This window comes from Streptococcus sp. 22.1 (assembly GCF_016648645.1).
Classification (GTDB): domain Bacteria; phylum Bacillota; class Bacilli; order Lactobacillales; family Streptococcaceae; genus Streptococcus.
The window spans coordinates 122,352-145,251 of sequence record NZ_JACLQK010000003.1 but is presented as its reverse complement, the minus strand read 5'-3'; the positions used below and the strand labels follow the sequence as shown (position 1 = coordinate 145,251).

Genomic DNA, 22,900 nt, shown 5'->3' with positions numbered 1-22,900 from the left:
TTCTATCTATCGTTCTTCTTATTTCTGGACAATATAAGCCAGGCATTCACGCTGAGCAAAGCCATAATAAACAGTTTGCCCTTTATATTGAGACAAAAGTTCCACTAATTCGTCTTGATTGAAGCTAGCCAACTTAATGACATTTCCCTTCAATTTAGTTACACGACTAAGTAACTGTGTCTCAGGTGTTAACTCTTCCAATACTTCTTCATCAAAATCAACCTTGGTCATCTTAATTTGAGTGCCTTCAAGATAAACCTTATACTGCGGGAAAACTTGAGCAAGCTCAAACAAAATGCTAGCCGTTGGAACCTCTAAATGCTCGGCAAAGACTAAGGCCACCTCATCAGCATTTTCATAGCAAAATCCATAAGATTTTCCTGACAGATTGAGACGAATAAAAGGCTTGTGCTCATCAAAAGATGGTTCAGGGTTAAAGAGGTTCAACTCCTTTGAAAGGTCCAAATAGTATTCCGTCGCTGCTTCAGGAGATTGTTTTTGGTAAATCTCTGCAAAATAAGCATTAATCACGCTTGGTGGTGGCGTAATGAAAGCCAATTTTTGACTGTCAGAAAGGTCTGACAAGGTATTTTCTAAATAGACCTTATCTAAACTTGTAAAACCACCATATTTTAAAGCTAAATCCATATAATCAGTCATAAAATTCTTCCAATTTCCATTTATTTTTCGGTGAAATATAACCTGTAATTTCTTCCACTTCTGTCTCAAAAGTGTAGCTATCTAGCAAGGCCAATTGACTCAACTGATAAAGTTTATAAGCTTGATCCTGATGTACCTTAATACTAAAGGGTTCAAAAATCTGTTGAATTTCATCAATCAAGAGTCTTCTGAGGGCCTCACGACTTCCCTTGTCACGTGCTGAGAGGCGAACATTAGGAAAGACTGTTGCTACTAGATTATCAGCTACATCCATCTTATTGTAGATTGCTAGTCGAGGAATATCAGTCATGTCTAAGTCTTTGAGAATGTCTAAGACCACCTTTTCATGCTCTTCGTGATTAGGATCACTCGCATCAATGACATGCAAAAGGAGGTCCACATTACGACTTTCTTCAAGCGTTGACTTAAAGGCAGCAACCAATTCTGTTGGCAAATCCTGGATAAAACCAACCGTATCTGTCAAGGTCACTTGAAACTGATCCTTTAAGTAAATTTTCTTAGTTGTTGCATCCAAGGTCGCGAAAAGTTCATTAGCCTCATATTGCTTATCATCCGTCATAAGGTTCATGATCGTTGATTTCCCAGCATTGGTATAACCAATCAAACCAATTTTAAAGGTACTTGAATCAACACGCTTTTCGCGAATGGTTTCTCGGTTCTTCTCAACAATCTTTAACTGGCGTTCAATATCAGCAATCTGGTTACGAATCGAACGACGATTGAGCTCCAATTGACTTTCACCAGGTCCACGGCTACCAATGCCCCCTGCTTGACGGCTGAGCATAATCCCTTGACCAGCTAAACGGGGCAACATGTATTTTAGTTGAGCTAGGTGAACCTGAAGTTTCCCTTCATGGCTTCTAGCCCTCATGGCAAAGATATCCAAAATTAATTGCATACGATCAATAACTTTTACGCCAAATGCTGCTTCAAGATTGGTATTTTGACGAGGTGTTAAACGGTTATTGACAATGACCGTAGTAATCTCATCCGCATCCACCATGGCCTTGATTTCTTCTAATTTTCCTGAACCTACGAAAGACTTACTATCATAGCGTTCACGTTTTTGGGTATAGCTAGCTACAACCTCTGCTCCTGCAGTTTTGGCAAGACTGGCAAGTTCCTCCATTGACATGTCAAAATGCTCTGTTTCTTGCAATTCAACACCTACTAAAATAGCACGTTCTTGCTGTTTGGCTGTCTCTATCATAGCAAACCCCTTTTCAAAATAGTCAACTTTTATTATACCACAGGCAGGGGCAAAGAAAAGGTCACAGACCTTAATTTTTTTCAAAGAAAAACAAGTTGGATTAACCAACTTGTTTTCTCTTAATGTTTACGTGTCGGTTTCTTTTTCGAACCCTTACGACGCTTGCCTTGATGAATGCTTGGCGTATTTTGAGAAATGGTTTGACGCATTTTCTCAGTGGCCTTATCAACCTTATCTTTAGCCTTGACCAATTCTTGAGAGGCCTTAGTAACACTCTTCGAAGGCTTATTTTTCTTAGACTTGCTCTTAGAAACAGGTTTCACTTGACTAGTTCCAGACGTACGCATACGACGAGACATAGCCAGGAGAATTTTATTTTCCTCGTTGAGGTTGGTTTGATAAGCCATTGAAAGCACCAAACCAACACCAATCAAGTTAGAGATGAGTGATGACCCCCCTTGAGAAATAAAGGGCAAAGGAATACCTGTCAAAGGAAGAATTCCCACTGCTGCCCCAATATTTTCAAAAATATGGAAGACAATCATCATGATAAAACCTGTCGAAATAAAGGTATAGAAACGATTGTTAGACCTGAATGTCACCCGCAACATGCGATAAATAAGGAAGAGATAGGTTAGAAGAACCAATCCACCACCTACCAAACCAAAGTCTTCCGCAATAACTGTGAAAATCATGTCACTCTCACGAACCGGTACGTTCAACTCCAGATGATTAAAGCCTTTACCATAGATTCCTCCAGTACCAATCGAAATCATCCCCTGTGTCTGTTGAAAGGCGATACCATCTGCATAAGTGAAAGGATCCAACCAAGCTGAGATACGGTTAATCTGGTAGGTTTGCACCCCCATCTTGAGCATGGCTTCCTTACCCCAATCTGTGGTAAATACCATTACAAACAAGCCTAATCCCACTGCAAAAGCTAGAACTACCGGCAAGATAATACGCCAGGATATCCCCGAAACAACTATTATACCTGCTAAAATAGCGAGGAAGACTAAGGCTGTCCCCATATCACCTTGAAGAACCAGTAAACCTAGGACAGGAAGCGTGACCGCTACATATTGGAAAAGTAGCAACCAGTCATCTTGAAGTTCAGTTACTTCCTTTCCTTGTTTAGCCCAAACACCTATTCTCGAAAGAAAAAGGATGTAGGATATCTTCATAAATTCTGATGGTTGGAAAAGGGTGACTGATCCAATGCTGACCCAGTTTTTTGCCCCTGTCGAGGCAACCAAAGCAGGTGAATAGAAAACGAGAGGTAGAACCATAAGTCCCAGGCCAAAAATATAGAGCCAGGGGGTTGCCTTCCAAAGAAACTCTGTATTAAATAACATGACAACAAAAGCAAGTACTGAACCTAGAAAAATCCATAGTACTTGCTGAGACATGACTTGCACAAGATTCTTTGGGTAATCAAAATTTGTCGCGATAAATACCGAGACCAGACCAACCAGTAGTAGAATAAGGACTGGCAAGAGAATCGAGTAATCTATCCGACTTTCAATAGTATTTTTTGACTTAGCCATGTGTACTCCAAAATAAAGATTTAGCAAGAGTTATTATACCACTTTTTGGCCAGACAAATGACCTGAATGTATAAAAGTTTGACAATTTTTTACGAAAAAAGCAACCACAAAAAGTGATTGACTTCTTTCATTCATTAATCTTAATTTGACACGTAGCCTTTTCCTTGAGCGTTAAAGTATACCCATTGCCCTGAAGGAATTTTAACCCAACGATTAATAGCCTTTTCCCCTGTATGAACATCATAGTAAGAGATTGAGCCATCAGGATTCGCAGCTGTTGCACCTTTCACTTGCTTACCAGTTTGGTCAAAGTAAAGGTTTTGGCCGTTGATCGTCTGTTCGCCAACAACAAGTTCACCTTTGGCATCAGCATAGTACCAGTTGTTGTCTCCAGTAGTGAAGAAGGTTGAGACTAACTTATTACCAGTAGCTCCATGGTAGTATGAACGGCTGCCATTCGCATTTGTTGCAAAGTCACCTTTAACCTGTTTACCATCAGTAGCAAAGAAGAGTTTTTGACCGTTAATCACTTGAGCTCCTGTAACGACATTTCCCTTATCATCAGCATAATACCATCTATCATGACCGGTAGTGAAGAAGGTTGATACCAATTTATCACCAGTATTCCAATGGTAGAATGAACGACTACCGTCAGTGTTCGTTACGAAGCCACCCTTAACTTGACGACCATTTGCATCAAAGTAGAGGTGTTGACCATTGATGACCTGAGCACCTGTGACATTACGTCCATGTGAGTCTGCATAGAACCAGTTGTTGTCCCCAGTAGTATAGAAGCCTGGTGTATGTGCCTTAGTCACAACACCCTTAGCATCGATATTAAAGGTTTGACCATTAACTACTAGTGATGTATCCACAAGTTTCACACCTGTAATGGCATCGTAGTATGAAGTCGTACCATCAGGATTGTTCACAAACTCACCTTTAACTTGTTTACCTGACTCATCAAAGTAGAGCTCGTCACCATTGATGGTTTGCGCACCACGAAGAACATCACCTTCGTTATTTGCATAGTAAGTGGCATCACCAACTTGGAAGAAGCGATTCTTAACTTGAACACCTTTTTCATTGAAGTAAAGGTTTTGTTTACCTACCTTAGTAAATCCAGTGGCAACATAGCCCTTATCATTAGCGTAGTACCAGTTACCATCTTGTTCAAAGAAGCCTGAGTACTTACGTTCACCTGAATCGCCACAGAAGAACATCAAGTGGCCGTCTTTTGTAGGAATGAAGATGCCTTTAGCTTGGTAACCATTGTCATAGAAGTATTTTTCCTTACCTTCTACTTCAGTCAAACCAGTAGCCATGATGCCACCTTTGAAGAAGTATTGGTAGAATTTCTCTTCCTTACCACTATCATCTTTAACAGTAACTTCTTTCCAACCAGTTTGAGTCGTCAATTTACCTGACTTACCATAAACCAATGATTGACCTTTGGCATTTTTAATAACACCATCAGTAAACATAACACCATTTGGCAAGAAGAAATAGTTTGAACCGTCGATAGCTTGTTCACCAGTTACAAGGTAACCCTTATCGTTAAAGTAGTACTGTTTGCCATTATATGTCACAAATTGACTCTTAGCTTGAGTACCAGATGTTGTATAATAAGTTACCCCTGTACCATCATAAGCAAATCCAGTTTTAGCTTTTGTATCACCAGTCAAGGCAGCTGGAAGGAAGGTACCTTTATCGTTAACGGTGAAGTACAATTTACCATCGCTGAGAACGTAGTCTGAACCACGTTTTTGGATGTTTGTACCGTTAAAGTACTTAGCTTCCCATTGTTTAATCTTCACAGATGGATCAATTGTCTTACCTGACGCTTCCATAACTTCTTTGAAGATTTCTGGATAAAGTTTTTGAAGTTTGTCGAGGAAGGCCCCACCATACTGTGCTTGGAAATCATTTCCTGATGACTTGGTATTTGTCACATAGAGCTTATTAACCAAGCTAGTATCATCAAGCACCTTACCATGCGTATCTGTACGAGTAGCTGTCACTACTTCTTTACCTGGGAGAGTATACAATTGGTCTGGAACCCAGTCAGCAATGACTTGAATACCTTGTTTGTGAAGAGCCTTGAGGGCATCACGAAGATCTTCTTTTGAACCATATTTATTATTTTTGCTCATGGCAAAGTCGTAACGGTCTGTGAAGGCATAACCATTTTCAATAATAGAATCAAGGAAAGTGCCATCCTTAGATGAGACATATTGAGGTGCAATCTCAAATGACGTAATACCCCATGACTTGAAGAGGTCTGCGTTAGCTGCAATCAATTTGTTAGTATATTGACTATCCTCTTTGACAAAGTCTTGGAAGTTTGAGAAACCTTCGTAAATCACTTGTGCTTCAAGTGCTGCAGAAGAGCTATAAACCTTATCCCCTTCTTTGTAGGCTTTTGTTGATGGTTTGGCAAGAACGTTTTGATCGTCAGTCGCACCTACTGGTACCCAAACTGAAAGGTAACCACTCATATCAACAGTCTTAAAGCCTTTGATTTCATCAGCTGTGAAGACAAGATTTCCTTGTGCATCTGTGTATTTAACAATCTTAGTATCTGAATCATTCAATGAGGACACGATACCTTTATCCGTACCAAGCAAGAGTGGACGGTAGGCTTGGTTCTTGTGGGCTGCACCCATATTTACAGTAATTGTTTCACCATCTGCTAATTTCAAATCTGGGTTATTAGCAATGAGGGTCAACATACCAGAATTACGACCGTATTTTCCACCTTCTGTATCAGTCTTAGACATCAAATCTTGACCATAACGGACAGAAACCAAAACTTCTTTATTGTCTTTAGCAGACGATACGCCATCTCCAGCAAGATTGTGGATATAAGATGTTTGTCCACCAGCTACATATTTAGGACGCGCTTTAAGAAGAGTTGTGATTTGATCAAAGTATGGTGATTTCTTAGCCATGTACTGACCATTATCAGTATACAAGTCTCCATAATAAACACGTGTTGCTGCACCCATTGTTTGAAGCATCAAAGCATAAGCTCCAGGAATATTTGAATGCGTATATTCCTTATCCACTTTCAACATATCAGCATTATAAATGTCAAAAGCTTGTTTCAATTGATCTAATGTAAAAGTAAATCCATCTGTTGTAGGATCAATTTTTTTGCTGATAATGTCTGCGATAACCGTTTGAACTTCTGAGTCGTGTGCACGAACAAAGAGATAGGTTGCAAAACCAAGTTGATCATATGATGTAACTTCCGCACGGTTTGAAAGACCGAAATAACCACCGTTAATAAGGTCCTTCATTGATGCATTACGAGCACCTGTACCTTTATTAGTTACTGGACGAGTCAATCCATGAACAATAGACAAACGGAGACCATTATCCATAGAAAGGGCAGCTGTATTATGTTCGTCCACATAATATGGGTCGTTTTGAGACCAAGCTTCAAGAATTGAGATATTAGCAAGGGCACGTGCTTCAGACTCATTGACCTTGTAAGCAGCCTTCATGTATGAAGACACTAATTGAAGCATATCGATGCTGACATTGTCCACAGCATCAACACGGATACCATCAAAGTGAGCATCTTTGTCCTTGTCACCAAAGACGATTTGTCCCCAGTTCATGAAGTAATACAATTGGTTAAGCATTTCAGCTTGCACAATTGGGTTTGAGTTGTCGATATCGCTTGATAGCAAGAACTCATAACCAGCATCACTACCACTCTTGATCTTATCGTTTGCCAAACGACTTGTTGCCGTTTGGTCAAGTTTACGGTAGTCTGAGTTAGCCCACTTCGTTAAATCACTATTAACAAAGAGGAGAGCCCCTTTTTGGAAGTGTTCTTTACCTGGAGATTCAGAGTTAATGTCCCATTTATCTTGGTCTTTAACAAAGGCCTCGATTGACTGACGCAACCAGTCTGTTGACTTATTAGCAGCAATCTTAACCTCAATCTTACGTTGAATGATTTGAGCAGCGGCATTCAAGCTAGCTTGAGAATTTTCAATCGTAAAGACATCTTTTGTTTCTTCACCATTGCTAAGAGCCTTAGTCATGTAGTTCAAGTAAGCTACTTGAGTATCCTTATCAGGCCACCAAGACATCAAAAGTGGGCGAAAATCTTTTTCAGTTGACGCTTTCCAAGTTGTTCCTGCTTCAAGGATTTCTTTTGGACGGTACCAACTATCAGCTGTCAAATAACCATCAACAAGTTCAAAGCTTGCTTTTGTTGAATCGTAAGCAGCATTGTTTTTAGTAAAATCAGTGACAAGATTTGTTGTTTCTTGTGTGAATGAATAAGTTGATGTGCTTGAAAGGACACCATTCTCATCAAAATAAAGGACCTGACCATTTACAGTAATGGCAAAGTTTTTCTTATGTGATCCATCTTCTAAAAGATAGTAATATTTACCATCTTTTTCTTTTTTAATATTATCGAGTGAGACTGCAGCTTTAATTTCAGCTTCAGAAAGCTCTTTAGACTTCTCAGTCGTTGGAGCGGCTACTCCAGCATTTGCAGCTACTTCAGATGTTGTAGCTGTTTCTGGTTTAGCGGCTACTTCTGGCTTAGCAGTCGTTTCAGGTTTGGCTTCAACCTCTACTGCTGCAGCTCTATCACTAGTTGCTCCTGAATTTGGTTGAACTGTCGTTTCAGCTGGTTTATCAGCAGTAACTGCTGCTCGGTCTGTTGTTGTGGCATTTGAAGTATTTGCCACCTCTGTTGTTGTGCCTACCTCTTTTTCAACCACAGGATTTGTATTTTCCCCGACTGTAGTTGTTGAAGGTGATCCATTAGTATTATTTATTTCTTCTGCCGAAACAAGTGAAGACGTGGTAACACTAGCACCAACAATGGTAGCCAAGGCTACTGAAGCAACCGCTAAAGTAACCCATTGCTTCTTCACTTTGTGCAGTTTATAGCGTACTTTATTTTCCATATTCAATTTTTCCCCAATATATTTTTTGTCTAAAAATCTACACCTTAAAGACTCATTCATTATATCATTTTTTAGCGCCAAAAAAACTTGATAAATCTTATTTTAACGAGTTTTTTACTATCTTAATGAAAGATTAAATAATTGTCATGTAATCGAATTGGATACTGTCAATAATTTTGTGTAAACACTCAAGTAGAGTTGAAGAATGTTAATCAAATAAGCTTTCAAGTGTGTCAGCACATTGGCCAAACCCTTTGTGGATACGTTGACTTTGCTTGAAATTATAATTTTCAAACAAAGTAACTAAATAACGTTCCAGAGCCTCCTCGTTAGGAGAGTGGGACAGAAATCGGTAATTCGTTAGAAGTCGATTTCGTCGTCACACCTCCGCACAGTTGAGTAGGGCTGTAAAAACTGATGAAATCAGCGTAGTAGAGCCCACTCAACCACTGCGTCTTGCTCGACAATCCAAAGACAATTAAGAGGCTAGGACTATTGTCCCAGCCTCGTTTGACGTTTGATTTCTTTGTTAAGAGACTCAATGAGGTTTGTCGAATAAATGCTGTGCCAAATCTGGTAGGGAAACTGATAAAAAGTTAAAAGATTATCCGTATTCTCCAGACTTTCCATGACTTTCCTATACTTTGGTTTCCATTCAGCGATAAAGTCCTCCAAAGCTAGGACTGCTATTTCTAAATTTTCAGTACGATAAATCGTTTTAAATTGCTTCAAAATAACCGCTCTATCTGCTCGTTTCACTTTACTAGCTAGATTTCGACTAATATGAATTAAGCAACGTTGTTGTTTAGCTAATGGGTAAGCCTGACTGATCATCTGCTCAAGCCCCTTGAAGCAATCGGTCGCTACATGAGAAACCTGTTGAATGCCTTGTTTTTGAAGCTTATCTAACAGGGTGGACCATGAATCATTGTTTTCATTTGGGGCGATTTCATATCCAAGAACAACCTTCTGTCCTTCTGGTGTAATGCCAAGTGCGATATGAATACATTCTTTATTAACGGCTCCACGTCTTAATGGAAGATAGGTTCCATCAAGAAATAAAACAGAGTAATTGGCTTCTAAGCTTCTCTCATGAAAAGCAGAGACATTCTCCTGAGTTGTTTTTGAGATATTAGAAATTGTGGCAGGACTATAGTGATGACCATCCATTCGCTCGATGATGTCGCTAATTTCTCGAGTCGTTACGCTGGTTTGATAGAGTTTGATAACCATCTCTTCCAAGTGGTCATCTCGACGTCCATAAGAGGGGATCAAAGCTGGACTAAAGTTTCCATTACGACTATTACCAGAATTATAGCCTACTTTATCGTAAGGCTCATACCCTAAAAGGGCTGACAATTCTGCTTGAAGCGGATCATTCATCGCCGTTTCAAGAGAAGTACGGAAAAATTCATCAATATCTTGCTTTTGGGCTAAGAAGTTAAGTAGTTCTGTGCTAAACTGAGTCATAGGAATAAATCTCTTTCTAGTAATGTTTCGCAACTCTACTATAACGGATTTATTCCTTTTTGTGTTTACAGAACATATTGTATACTATCCTCTGCAAAATATAGATATAAACATTTTATTCTATTTTGTACAGAAAATAACAACAAATGACCATATTCCTTGCCTATTTTCAATCATTTTGATACTCTACAATTGGAGGTATATATGACTAAACAAAAAATAAATCAAATTGTCGGTTCCATTGGGGCCTTTATCGGGATTATTGTATTTATCGCCTACATCCCACAAATTTTTGCCAATTTACAAGGCAACAAAGCTCAACCATTCCAGCCTTTATCCGCAGCAGTATCTTGTTTAATTTGGGTTCTTTATGGATGGACAAAAGAACCCAAGAAAGATTGGATACTAATTATTCCAAACTCAGCTGGTGTGATTTTGGGTGGACTCACTTTTTTGACTTCACTTTAACAAATTTAATAGTATGTATAAAAAGCTGAGATGAGTTTCTCAGCTTTTTCTCTATTCTCAGATAATTAAACGCTGCACTCACTAACTTCCGCTTTTCCATTCACAATCATTCTCATGGTCATCAACTAGACCTGCCGCCTGTAGAAAACATACTAAGATTAGTAGTGAAGAAATCTCCGACGGGAGTGAGTACTCACTACTTTTTCTTTGTGTTAAAGTAGAGGTGTCTTGTGAAGTCGTGGCTTCTTTTGGCGCTAGACGCCGTAAAAAAACTGGCAAGACACCTGTTTTAGATGGAATTTTATCAAAGTATGTTGGACGCTAGACGTCGAGTATTGAAAATGAAATCACTAAAATAAGGAATCATTCAAGACAAAGAGGTAAACATAATGCGGACAGTTTTTGGAATTGATGTGAGTAAAGCAAGCTCAGAAGTCGCTATTCTTGTGAATGGTGAAAGGGTTCATGGCTATACTATGTCTAATGACATTATCGGATTTTCTCGTCTACTGAAGGACTAAAGACCGTGAGAAACCCCGAAATTATTTTCGAAGCTAATGGTGTCTACTCTTGTCGACTTCAGGCTTTTCTAGAAGAAAACAGCTATGACTATACACGTCTTAATCCTTTGGAAGCTAAAAAGCAACTTGACAGCTTACGAGTCCGGAAAACCGATAAAATTGACGCAGGGAAACTAGCTTCGTCACAATTCGTTTTAAACCGTAAGCCAATTTATGTTCAAGAAAAAGTCTATCAAAACTTGCATGATCTTAGCCGGTTCTACCAAAATCTGACAGAGGATATCGTAAGGACGAAGAATAGGCTGCACAAAGTTCTTCAAGTCGCCTTCCCAGAAATCGAGATTCTACTATCTACTCCTGCAGGTGAGCAATATTAGAATCTCGTGTCCATCTTCCCAACAAAGCATTAGGTGCTGGAATTATCGGAAGTTGAGTTGAAAGAGACTATTCGCCAGTCAACCTCTAAACGCATTTCAGAGAACAGAGTAGGTAACTTGGCTGAGAAGCTAGTTGGACTGGTAAAGCAATCTTATTCTGCCATTTCAAAAACCTCTCCTATAATAGAAGAGGTTAAGTATAATGCACAGAAACTTATAAGGTTGACAAGCCGTCGAGAACAAGTTTTAGAACAGTTGATAGAGTTAGCTAAACCTCTACCTGAATATGTGATTCTTCTCTCTATTCCTGGCATCGCAGAGACAACGGGTACAAGCGTTATTGGCGAATTAGGAGACATTCGTCGCTTTACGTCTGCTAATCAAATCAACGCTTTTATCGGTATTGATCTCAAACACTATGAGTCGGGAGATTTCCTAGGTCAAGAGCATATTACTAAGCGTGGGAATCCTTGTGCAAGAAAAATTCTGTACAAATCTATTCGCAATATCGCTTCAGCTAGCCATACCAATCCTTGTCATATCGCAGATTTCTATGAGAAACGAAACAGACAATCGACAATAGCTTCAACTAAGCCACATACGATTTCCTCTATACATCGTCTCATTCGAACAATGTATTACCTCATTACGCATAACAAACTTTACGATTACTCTTTGACCCAAAATCGATAAGGCTGTCTATGCCGTATTATGGTAACACCTTGTTTCAAAAAATACCAGATGAGGTGTTTTTTTAGCATGCCCATTTATGGATCAAAAAGTGTTAAAAATAAGACAGTAACCTCAGAATAGCCACTATCTTATCTCTTTTTTTACTTAAAGCCTTGATAGACTTGGCAAATGGTAGAAAAAGAGAACCGAAGTTCTCCTTTTTATTTTATTCTATTAGTTTAACACTCTAGGTGGGTAAGCAATACCAGTCTTATCAAAGTAAACGTAGATTCCTGGTTGGATTTCTATCCATGTGCTGATGGCTTTCTTACCACTATCACCATAGTAATAGCTAATACGACCATTGCCAGCAGTTACCGTTTGTCCTTTTACTTGTTTACCATCTTTAGCGAAGTAATAGGTATCAGCACCGATTTTAACTTCACCAGTTACTGTCTTACCATTAGAACCAATATAATACCAATTGTTATCACCTGTTGTGAAGAATTCATTAGTCAAACGTTCACCTGTTGCAGCATCGTACTTGCTATAGGTACCATCTGCATTCTTAACAACGCCACCTTTAACTTGGCTTCCATCTTCTTTAAAGTAGAGGTGTTGTCCATTGATAACTTGAGCACCTGTAACAGTCTTACCGTCAGCGCCTGCATAGTACCATACATTTCCATCAGTTGTGAAGAATTCGTTAGTAACTAATTCTCCAGAACCTTCTTTGTACTTACTATAAGTACCATCTGCATTCTTAACAACGCCACCTTTAACTTGACTTCCATCTTCATTAAAGTAAAGTTTTTGACCATTGATAACTTGAGCACCTGTAGCGGCAACACCATTTTCATCGAAGTGGTACCATTTACCATCGATGTTCCTCCAAGTGTTCTTGATAGCATTACCAGTATGAGCTTCGAAGTAATAAGTCTTACCTTTATAGGTTGCTAACTTATCTTTAGTTTGGAAACCATCTTCACCAAAGTATTGTGTGGAACCATCGATAACAGTAAGACCTTTAGCCATGACACCTTCATTAGTGAAGTAACGGAATTTCACAACCTTAGATTCATTACCATCTTTATCAGTTTCAGTTACATCAAATTTAGTGTAACCACCCTTGTACATTTGACCTTTATAGTTATAAAGGTAAGTATTACCGTTAGCATCAACATAGAAGGCATTGCTCAACATGATACCATTTGGCAAGAAACGATAAACATCTTTACCATTTGGTGAGTATTCACCATTTGTAACCATGTGACCACGTGCATCAAAGTAATAGGTATTTCCATTGAAAGTAACAAAGGCAGATTTAGCTTGATTACCACTTGTACCGAAGTAAGTGATTCCCTTACCATCATTTGAGAACCCAGTAACAGCCTTTTCATTTCCTGTCAATTGAAGAGGAATGAAGTTACCTTCTTTAGTGACAGTGAAATATTTACCAGTTGCTTCATCGCTAAGTACATAGCCAACACCGCGGTCAAGAACGTTTGTTCCGTTGAAGTATTTAGCCTTCCATTGTTTCAATTTAACAGAATCATCAATTGGTTTACCAGTTGAGATCATGTTTTCCGTGAACATTTTAGGGTACTTAGCTTTAAGTTCAGCTAAGAATTCGCCACCATATTGAGCTTGGTAATCCCTACCTGATGACTTAGAGTTAGCTACATAAAGTGAGTGATCAATGATAGCATCTGCAATCTTACGTCCTGCACCGTCAGTACGAGTCGCTGTTACGACTTCTTTACCTGGCAATTGGTAAATTTGGTCTGGAACCCAGTCAGCGATTGCTTGGATACCCGCTTTGTGAAGGGCTTTAAGAGCATCACGAAGATCTTCTTTAGAACCATATTTATTGTTCTTACTCATGGCAAGATCATAACGATCTGCAAAGGCATAACCATTTTGGATAACTGAGTCAAGGAAGGTACCGTCATCGGCAGATACAAATTGTGGTGCCATTTCAAATGATGTTACGCCCCATGATTTGAACAAATCAACATTTTCAGCAATCTTACGGTTAGTATAGACTGAAGGATCTGAACCATCCGGGATAGTTTGGAAGTTTGAGAATCCTTCGTAGATCAATTGTGAATCATAAGCCTCAGTCGCTTTAAGGGTCAATTCGCCTTCTTTTTTAGCTTCTGTTGAAGGTGCTACACGGATATCTTGATCATCTGAAGCTCCGACTGGAACCCAAACTGCTACGAAACCTGACATATCAAATGTTTCATAACCCTTGATGTCATTAGCGCCGAAAGTCAAGACACCATTGCTGTCTGTTTCTTTCACGTAACCTGCTGCGATTGCCTCTGCATCAGATGTAAAGTTCTTGATACCATCAGCTGTACCAACAATCAAAGCACGGTATTTCTGGTTGGCATGGATTTTACCCATTTCAACATTAAGTTTAGCTGACTCATGCAAAGTCAATTTTGGATTATTCACTACAAGAGTTACCTGACCAGAGGTACGGCTGTATTTAGAACCTTCTGTATCGTCAGCTGTCATGATGTCTTTACCATAACGTACTGAAGTGTAGACTTCACTTGTGCGGTAAAGTTCAACATCTGAATTGTCCATCTTACCATCAGTTGGCAACCAGTAAGAACGTTGCGCTTGTCCACCAGATACATACTTGATACGGTTCTTCATCAAGTTAACGATGGTGTCGTGATATGGTGATTTAGTTTCCATATAGTGACCGTCATCTGTATAAAGGTCTCCATAGTAGACACGAGTGATCGTTTCCATGTTCTGCAACATTACAGCATAAGCTGCAGGGATGTTATTCAAGGTATATTTCTTATTGCTGCTGAGCATGTCTTTGTTGTAAATTTCAAATGCTTGCTTCATTTCAGAATCAGAGATAGTGAAACCATCTGATTTTTTATTGATTTCTTTCTTAATGATTTCAGCAATAATATCTTGAACGTTGTTATCATGGGCACGGATAAAGACGTAGTTTCCTGACGCGTCTCCGTATTTCTCATTGTATTTACCAATTGTAGACTGTTTAGCTGTACCGTCTTCGTTGTAGGCAGTGCTTCCATCTTTGTTAATCCAGTCAGTCTTAAAATCGCGTTGAGTCGTATTGAAAGTATTGTTATACAAAGGACTTACAGCTGGTGTACGATCCTTAATTGGTTTAGCCAATGAGAAAAGGAGGGCCAAACGTTGTTTATTTTCCATGGCAAGCGCAGCACCATCAGTCTTGTCATTGTAATGGTTGTCGTTAAGACTCCACGCTTCAAGAACTGAGATATGAGCAAGAGCTTGCGCCTCAGATTTATTTACACCATAGTACTCACGGAAATAGTTTGTGTAGAGTTGAAGCATGTCAGCATTGACATTATCTACCGCATCGACACGGATACCATCGAAGTTAGCATCCTTGTCACCCATAACAATTGAACCCCAGTTCATAAGGTAGTGAATTTGGTTCAATTGTTCCGCTTGAACAACTGGGTTAGATAAGTCTACGTCATTAGCAAGCAAGAAGTCGAAGCCACCCATGTGGTTTGGGTCAGACTGCTCATCAAGAACTGACTTATTAATCGTACCAGTCTGGTTAGTAGCCGTACGGTTCAAAAGACGATAGTTAGAATTTGCCCATGGTGTACGTGAGTCATTCACATAAAGAAGGGCTCCACCTTGAAGGTGATCCTCTCCTCCACCTTTTGAATAGTTTTCAGTTTCTTTGTTCCACTGTGGTTGTGTCTTAACAAAGGCAGAGATAGTTTCACGCAACCATTGTGTTGATTTTTCAGCCTGAATCTTTTGTTCAATCTTAACTTGGATATCCTTAGCAGCACGATTTAAGTCTGCTTGCTTATCTGTGCTTGTGTACTTAGCCTCCAAGTTGAAGACTTTAGACATGTAGTTCAAGTAATTAACTTGCGTATCTACATTTGGCCACCAAGCCATCAAAAGTGGACGGAAATCTTCTGCAGTTGATGCTTGCCAAGTCACACCATCTTTGATGATAGAAACTGGACGGTACCAGCTATCAGCAGTCAAATAACCATTAATCAATTCAAAACTTGCTTCAGATGAATCGTAGGAACGGTTATTGATTGAGAAACCATCAACAATATTTGTTGTTCCAGGTGTGAAAGAGTGTGTTGATGAACTTGTAAGGGCGCCATCTTTGCCGAAGTAAAGCAATTGACCATTTACAGTAATGGCAAAGTTTTCTTTGTGTGAACCATCTTCATTAACATAGTAATATTTACCATCAGTGTATTTGATGTTTTTCAAAGAAAGTGCTGCTTCCACTTCTGAATCTTTCAAAGCAGCTTGAGGAGCTTTAACTTCTGTATTGACGACTTCAGCCTTGACGGTAGCTGGCTGTTCTGCTGCTTTTTCAGTTGTTACAGCTGGTGCATCTGTTGTTACAACTGCTTCTTTATTTGGAACAGCTGCCACTGCTACATCAGTAGTAGTTGTTGCTGTTGTAGCTACATCAGCTGTTGCTTGTACGTTAGTTGTAGCCCCTGCTTCTACTGCATTTGTTTCTTTTGCAGGTATTAAAATATCTGCTTCTTTTGTATTAGTATGTTTAGCGACTTCTTTTGTTGCTTCTGTTGAAGTTACTTCAGTAGACGAAACTAAGTCTGCTGTTGTATCTGAATTTGGTTGCGTTACAGTCTTGTCTTGTGTCTCATCCGCTGAAACTGAAGATGTTGTTGCAGAAAAGCCCCCTACGACAGTAGCGAGCGCTGCAGATGCAACTGCAATTGTAACCCATTGCTTCTTAACTTTATGAAGCTTATAGTGTACCTTTTTTTCCATTATAATTTTCCCCGTGATTTTATTTGTCAAAATCAGACTGAAATCTATCCGATTTCAAACAATTACATTATATCATTATTTTCTAACTATTTCTCGAATTAATTGTTTTTTCATAAAATATCTTTAACATAACAGTAACATTAGAAATATTTTGTAACACGCCTATTTCATAGGTTTTCAATTCTCATTTTCATATTGTTTGATAGCTAAAACTTTTTTCAAGGAGATCGCTAGAAAGATTGATACAATAGCTTTTTCAGGGTTTCTAACTTAAAATTGATATTTGTCAGATTTTTTCTTTAAGGTACAAAAAAAGGCAAAATTTCCTTAAACGATTTCCGTTTTCAAGAAATTTCACCTAAACAATCATATAGTTTTTCACTTAATATCTCATATTAAGATTAGAATGAGTGATTATTTATCAAAATCAGCATAACCATTTTCGTCGAAGAAGACTGTCTTACCATCTTGGAATGTAATCCATGTATTTGTCACACGTTCTCCAAGAACTGATTCGTAATACTCCACTCCTTTTGCTGTGCTAATAGGGCTTCCTTTAACCTGACGTCCCAAGTTATCAAAGTAATACTCTTTGCCATCAATGTTTTGACGTCCAGTTACAGCCTTACCATCTTTGAAGTAATACCAAACATTGTTTCCAGTTGTCAAGAAACGGTTATTAAGACGCTCACCTGAATCTTTATCATAATATGACAGCGAACCATCCGCATTCTTAACAAAGTCACCTTTGACCTGGCTACCATCTTCTTTGAAGTAATAGTTTTTACCGCCGATACTATAGGCACCTGTCACGATTTCACCATTATCTTTGGCGTAGTACCATGTCTTACCACCATCAAGTGTGAAGAAGTCAGATTTAACTTGGCTACCATCAGCATTGAAGTAATAGTTAAGGTGGTCAATAGTTTGGCGACCTGTGACAAGGTTACCATCCTTATCAGCATGGTACCATTTACCATTCACTTCGAAGAACTTATCTTTAACCTTGTAACCATTATCTACAGTATAGTAGCTAATCTTGCCGTTTTCAGTAACAAAATCACCTTTAACTTGAGCACCATTTGCACGGAAGTAGTATTCGTGACCATCCAAAGTAAGGGCACCTGTCACATTTTTACCAGCCGCATCACGGTAGAACCATGTTGAGCCATCTGTAGTGTAGAATTCCCCCTTCTTAGCTTGTGCATAGCCTTGATCGTTGAATTCATACCAGATACCATCGATTTCTGCCCAACGATTTGTGTAGGCATTACCTGAATTTTTATCGAAGAAGTAGAGTTTTCCGTCTGGAGTCACATACTTAGTGCCTTTAGCTTGGAAGCCATTTTCATCAAAGTATTGCAATCCTCCACCAGCATAAGTCAAGCCAATTGCCATTTCTCCAGTTGGTGAGAAATAACGGAATTTAGCTTCTGTTTCTGAAGTACCTTCTTTTGGTACATCGAATACAAAGTAACCATCTTTGTACTGCTCACCAAAGCTACCAAAGTAATAATATTTACCATCTTGCTGATAAATAGAATCACGAAGCTGGATACCGTTTGGCAAGAAGAAATAAGTCTTACCATCGATATCTTGACGACCAGTTAACATATAACCTTCTTTATCGAAGTAATAGTAATTTCCAGCATATTTAATGAAAGCATTCTTAGCTTGGAAACCACTATTATCAAAGTAGGCCATACCCTTACCATCATAGTAGAAACCTGTCTTACCACCTTGATCTGTCAAAGGTTTTGGCAAGAAGATGCCATTCTCAGTAACTTGATAGTAGCGACCAGTAGCATCGTTACTGAGAACATAACGACTACCACGACCAAGGATATTAGTACCATTCATGTACTTAGCAGACCATTGCTTGATTTTAACAGATGGATCAATCTTCTTACCAGTTGATATCATCACATCTTCAAACAACTGTGGATATTTCTTTTGGAGCTCATCAAGGAACTCACCACCATATTGAGCTTGGAAGTCCTTACCTGATGATTTAGAATTTGCAACATATAAAGTGTTATTGATATAGGCATTGGCCTTTGGAGTACCATAACTATTAGCACGTGTTGCTGTTACAACTTCTTGTCCTGGCAATTGGTAAAGTTGATCTGGAACCCAGTCAGCAATTGCTTGAATACCTTGCTTGTGAAGCGCCTTAAGGGCATCACGAAGATCTTCTTTAGAACCGTATTTGTTATTCTTGCTCATGGCAAGGTCATATCGGTCAGTAAAGGCATAACCATTTTGGATAACAGAATCAAGGAAGGTACGGTCATCAGCCGATACAAATTGAGGAGCCATCTCGAATGATGTGATTCCCCATGACTTGAAGAGTTCTGCATTTTCTGCAATCAATTTATTAGTATATTGGCTATCTTTTTCAACAAAATCTTGGAAGTTTGAGAAACCTTCATAGATAACTTGTGAGTCCAATGCTTCAGTAGCAGAAAATGTCTTGTCAAGTTTCTTATCTGAACCTTTAACACGGATATCTTGGTTATCAGGTGCACCTACTGGTACCCATACACCAAGATAACCTCTCATATCAACAGTACGATACCCCTTAATTTCATCTCCACTAAAAGTCAAGTTCCCTTCAGCATCAGTGTATTTAATTTTTCCAGCTGCTGCATCATTTTCGTAAGTGACAATTCCCTTATCAGTACCAAGAAGTAATGGACGGTAGGCTTGGTTAGCATGAAGTTTACCCATGTTAACTTTCAAAGTACCATCACCCAGTGAGAAATCCTGATTATTGGCAATAAGGGTCAACATACCAGAATGTTTACTTGTTTCTGCTACACCCGTAGTTTGGTCAGCAGTCATAATATCTTTACCGTAACGAACAGATGACAAGATTTCTTTTCCATTGAACGTGTCGACTTTCATCGATTGTCCACCTGAAACATATTTCATACGGTTCTTCAAGAGCGTTGTGATAGCATCGTAGTAAGGAGACTTGGTAGCCATATATTGGCCGTTATCCGTATAAAGATCTCCATAATAAACACGAGTTACCTGCTCCATATTTTGAAGAATCAAAGCATAGGCAGCTGGAATATTGTTAATAGTATAACGTTTTTCTGCCTTCTTCATATCTTCATTATAGATTTCAAAGGCACGTTTCAATTCAGCATCAGTCATGGTATAACCATCTGATTTTGGATTGATCTCTTTTTGAACAATATCACGAATGATATCTTGAACAAGGTTATCATGAGCACGCGCAAAGATATAGTTAGCTTGTGTATCTCCATACTTACTATTATTTGTACGGTCTGTCAAACTGCTAGTAATCAAATCTTTCAATGAAGAGCCCGATCCATAAAGTGCACCCATAATTGCATAACGAAGGTTATTGTCCATGGCAAGGGCTGCACCATCATGTTTTTGATTATAAGCATTATCATTTAAATCCCAAGCTTCAAGGATAGAAATGTGAGCGAGTGCATTAGCTTCAGATTTATCCACACCAAAGGCTGCTCGGAAGTAGTTTGTATAAACTTGGAGAAGGTCTGCATCAACATTATCAACTGCATCAACACGGATACCATCAAAGTTAGCATCCTTATCACCCATAACAATTGATCCCCAGTTCACAAGATAGTGAATTTGGTTCAACTGCTCAGCTTGCACAACTGGATTTGAGTTATCAACGTCATTGGCAAGTAGGAATTCATAACCACCCAAGTATCTTCCTGTACCATTTAGAGAACCATCTTGGTTACTTGGTGTACGGTTAAGCAAACGGTAATCAGAATTTGCCCAAGGGGTCTTGTCATTATTGACATAAAGAAGAGCTCCCCCTTGAAGGTGGTCAGCAAGGGTATAGTTTTCAGTTGTAGTATTCCACTGGTCTTGTTCTTTTACAAAAGACTCAATTGCTTGACGAAGCCATTCAGTTGATTTTTTAGCTGAAATTTCTTGTTCAATCTTAATTTGAATTGTCTTAGCAGCTGCATTCAATTCAGATTGACTTTGGCTGGTTGAATAAGTTGCGTTAAGGTTAAAGTGTTTAGAGAAAGTATTGAGGTAGGCAACTTGTGTATCTACATCAGGCCACCATGCCATCAAAAGTGGACGGAAGTCTTTCTCAGTTGATACACGCCATTTTTCACCATTTTCCAAAATAGTGACTGGACGGTACCAGCTATTAGGTGTCAAATAACCATCTACCAACTCAAAGCTTTCTTTCTTAGAATCGTAAGCACGGTTATGTGAAGAGAAAGCATCAACTAGATTAGTTGTACCTGGTGTGAACGAGTGTGTTGATGTGCTTGTCAAAGCACCATCTTTACCAAAGTAAAGCAACTGGCCATTAACTGAAACAGCAAAGTTTGTTTTGTATGAACCATCTTCTTTGACATAATAGTATTTACCATCAACTTGTTTGATGTTGTCCAAAGAGAGTGCTGCTGTTTCTTCTTTTTCAGTAACACCAGATTTTGGTTTTTCAGCTACTGTAAGCGTTGTATCTGTCGCAGTCGCAGTTGTAGCTGGTGCTTCTGTTGTTGCATCATTTACTACTGCTGCACGATCAGTTGTTGCTGGTACTGCAGTATTAGCACTTGTATCTGCTGCAGTGCTTGCTGCCGCAGGAGTTTCGACTGTTATAGTATCAGCAGCCTTGTCAGTTGTTACTGCTGTCGCATCTGTCGTAGCAGTTGCTGCTGGAGCGGCTACTTCATGCGTTTCAACGACAACATCGCTTTCAGCTGTCGTAGAGGCAACTGGTTTCGTTGTTTCATCGGCTGAAACCTTTTGATTAGCTACTGTAGCACCACCTACGATAGAGGCAAGTGCTGCCGAAGTGACGGCAATCGTCACCCACTGCTTCTTAACTTTGTGAAGCTTATAATGTACCTTTTTTCCCATTTTAGGTCCTCTTTTCATTTTCCTAGTTTGAATGAAATCTACATAATTCAAACAATTTCATTATAGCATATTTTTTTCAGCCATTTCGAGTCTTTATCAAGTCATTTCAATTTTTAATCATAATGTAAATTTAAAAACATTTCGATAATCATTAAAAACTACCGAATGTCGAAAACGGTAGTTTTTTTTTCTATTTTTTAGGAAAATTTTTAGAAATAATCGAGAGGTAAATAAGCTATCTCTATTCTATCAGTTAGCGATTTTCAAGTCAGCTATTAAGCAAAAACGACGTTATGTTGGACCCTGTAGCTGACTAAAAAGAGCAAGGTTTCTGTCACCAATTTTGCCAGAACCAGGCCAAGACCTAGAGCCACTAAGCTACTAAGTAAGAAATAGTTACAGGCCAGGAGGACCAGGACCAACATAAAGTAACGAACACTCGATCTAAAGAGGGAGCTTGTCGGATTAAAGACCACATTAGCGTTCAGCAAACACTGGCTGGAAGCCGAAATGACACGGGCTAGCACGACCGAAAGAAGCAGATTTTTCGTCAAGGCAAAGAGCACAAATAAGGCTGTTGCATCAATGACTGAGGCCAGGACGGCCGTGCCAGAGAACTTTAAAAAAGGGCTGTAAATACGGATGGAATCACGAATGGGGCGAAAGTGCGAACTTTTATTTTCCTCCAGATAAACGGTCTCGATAGGGACTTCAGAGATTTGGTGGCCTGACTTTTTGGCTTCAAGCAACATATTAAACTCGTACTCAAAACGATTGCCATCCAGATTAAGAAGCCATGGAATCAGATCGGTGGACATGCCTCGAAGACCCGTCTGAGTATCTGTTACCTTTTGGCCGGTTACTAGACGGAAAAGTCCAGCAGTTACCTTATTTCCAAAGCGGCTACGTGCTGGCACCTTACCAACAAAGGCACGCGCACCCAAGACAAGATGACTTGGATTTTCCTCGATTGCCTTGGCCACACGGACAATATCTTTAATCAGATGTTGACCGTCACTGTCAACTGTGACAATAGGTTGAGCCGAAAGGTGCTGACTGACTACTTCTTCTTGAATGTGAGCAAAGGCAGTTTTGAGAGCAGCTCCTTTTCCTTTATTGATAGGATGGGTAAGGACAGTCGCTCCAATAAAAGCCGTTTCGTCGTAATAGTCGTTATAGCCTGGGCCACTCCCATCATTAACAACAATAATACGGGCTTTAGGGAGTTTTATGGTAATATCTTGAACCACCTGAATCAGGCGTTTGTCTGGTTCATAAGCTGGAATAATAATATACATAGGCACTTCCTTTC

At 39.2% G+C, this 22,900-nt stretch carries 7 protein-coding genes and 5 pseudogenes; 2 read left to right on the top strand and 10 right to left on the bottom strand.

Annotated elements, in window-relative coordinates:
* Positions 1-18: 18 nt before the first annotated feature.
* From H7U04_RS02420 to H7U04_RS02395, 6 genes and pseudogenes are all read right to left on the bottom strand, one after another.
* Entirely contained in the window at positions 19-660 is a 642-nt protein-coding gene (locus H7U04_RS02420; RefSeq protein ID WP_021144310.1) for a hypothetical protein, read from the bottom strand.
* Positions 653-1,891: a GTPase HflX gene (hflX, locus tag H7U04_RS02415; protein WP_003096966.1), complete on the bottom strand. Its 1,239-nt coding sequence runs from the start codon at positions 1,889-1,891 to the stop codon at positions 653-655. Before hflX ends, H7U04_RS02420 begins: the two co-directional genes overlap by 8 nt.
* A 377-nt stretch (positions 1,892-2,268) precedes the next feature.
* Positions 2,269-3,438, bottom strand: a pseudogene (locus tag H7U04_RS02410) (FtsW/RodA/SpoVE family cell cycle protein); the annotation flags it as partial.
* Between the two features lie 140 nt (positions 3,439-3,578).
* Entirely contained in the window at positions 3,579-8,378 is a 4,800-nt protein-coding gene (locus H7U04_RS02405; protein WP_060972383.1) for a glycoside hydrolase family 70 protein, read from the bottom strand.
* Positions 8,379-8,586: 208 nt separating this feature from the next.
* Positions 8,587-8,725 (bottom strand): annotated as a pseudogene (locus H7U04_RS02400) (IS256 family transposase); the annotation flags it as partial.
* A 156-nt stretch (positions 8,726-8,881) separates the two neighbouring features.
* Positions 8,882-9,797 (bottom strand): annotated as a pseudogene (locus H7U04_RS02395) (IS256 family transposase); the annotation flags it as partial.
* A 255-nt stretch (positions 9,798-10,052) separates the two neighbouring features.
* Here H7U04_RS02395 and H7U04_RS02390 point away from each other — a divergent pair.
* On the top strand, positions 10,053-10,316 hold the full coding sequence (locus H7U04_RS02390) for a SemiSWEET family transporter (RefSeq protein WP_037599404.1): 264 nt from the start codon (positions 10,053-10,055) through the stop codon (positions 10,314-10,316).
* 81 nt (positions 10,317-10,397) lie between these two features.
* Here the strand turns inward: H7U04_RS02390 and H7U04_RS11530 are convergent.
* Positions 10,398-10,463 (bottom strand): annotated as a pseudogene (locus tag H7U04_RS11530) (DNA-3-methyladenine glycosylase I); the annotation flags it as partial.
* A 242-nt stretch (positions 10,464-10,705) separates the two neighbouring features.
* On the opposite strand from H7U04_RS11530, the pseudogene H7U04_RS02385 reads away from it, so the two are divergent.
* Positions 10,706-11,907, top strand: a pseudogene (locus H7U04_RS02385) (IS110 family transposase).
* A gap of 213 nt (positions 11,908-12,120) precedes the next feature.
* On the opposite strand, the gene H7U04_RS02380 reads toward H7U04_RS02385, so the two are convergent.
* The 3 genes from H7U04_RS02380 to H7U04_RS02370 all read right to left on the bottom strand — a co-directional run bounded on the left by H7U04_RS02380 (position 12,121) and on the right by H7U04_RS02370 (position 22,886).
* Complete coding sequence (locus H7U04_RS02380) at positions 12,121-16,695, bottom strand: glycoside hydrolase family 70 protein (RefSeq protein WP_110980945.1); 4,575 nt, start codon at positions 16,693-16,695, stop codon at positions 12,121-12,123.
* Between the two features lie 414 nt (positions 16,696-17,109).
* Entirely contained in the window at positions 17,110-21,588 is a 4,479-nt protein-coding gene (locus H7U04_RS02375) for a glycoside hydrolase family 70 protein (RefSeq protein WP_110980946.1), read from the bottom strand.
* A 275-nt stretch (positions 21,589-21,863) separates the two neighbouring features.
* A complete protein-coding gene (locus tag H7U04_RS02370; RefSeq protein ID WP_073689290.1) occupies positions 21,864-22,886 on the bottom strand; it encodes a glycosyltransferase in 1,023 nt (340 codons plus the stop codon).
* Positions 22,887-22,900 lie beyond the last annotated feature (14 nt).

Bases quoted from the DNA above. Each gene is read 5' to 3' on its own strand.
- H7U04_RS02405 (WP_060972383.1), bottom strand. From the start codon at position 8,378: ATGGAAAATAAAGTACGCTATAAACTGCACAAAGTGAAGAAGCAATGG.
- H7U04_RS02420 (WP_021144310.1), bottom strand. From the start codon at position 660: ATGACTGATTATATGGATTTAGCTTTAAAATATGGTGGTTTTACAAGT.
- H7U04_RS02390 (WP_037599404.1), top strand. From the start codon at position 10,053: ATGACTAAACAAAAAATAAATCAAATTGTCGGTTCCATTGGGGCCTTT.
- hflX (WP_003096966.1), bottom strand. From the start codon at position 1,891: ATGATAGAGACAGCCAAACAGCAAGAACGTGCTATTTTAGTAGGTGTT.
- H7U04_RS02370 (WP_073689290.1), bottom strand. From the start codon at position 22,886: ATGTATATTATTATTCCAGCTTATGAACCAGACAAACGCCTGATTCAG.
- H7U04_RS02375 (WP_110980946.1), bottom strand. From the start codon at position 21,588: ATGGGAAAAAAGGTACATTATAAGCTTCACAAAGTTAAGAAGCAGTGG.
- H7U04_RS02380 (WP_110980945.1), bottom strand. From the start codon at position 16,695: ATGGAAAAAAAGGTACACTATAAGCTTCATAAAGTTAAGAAGCAATGG.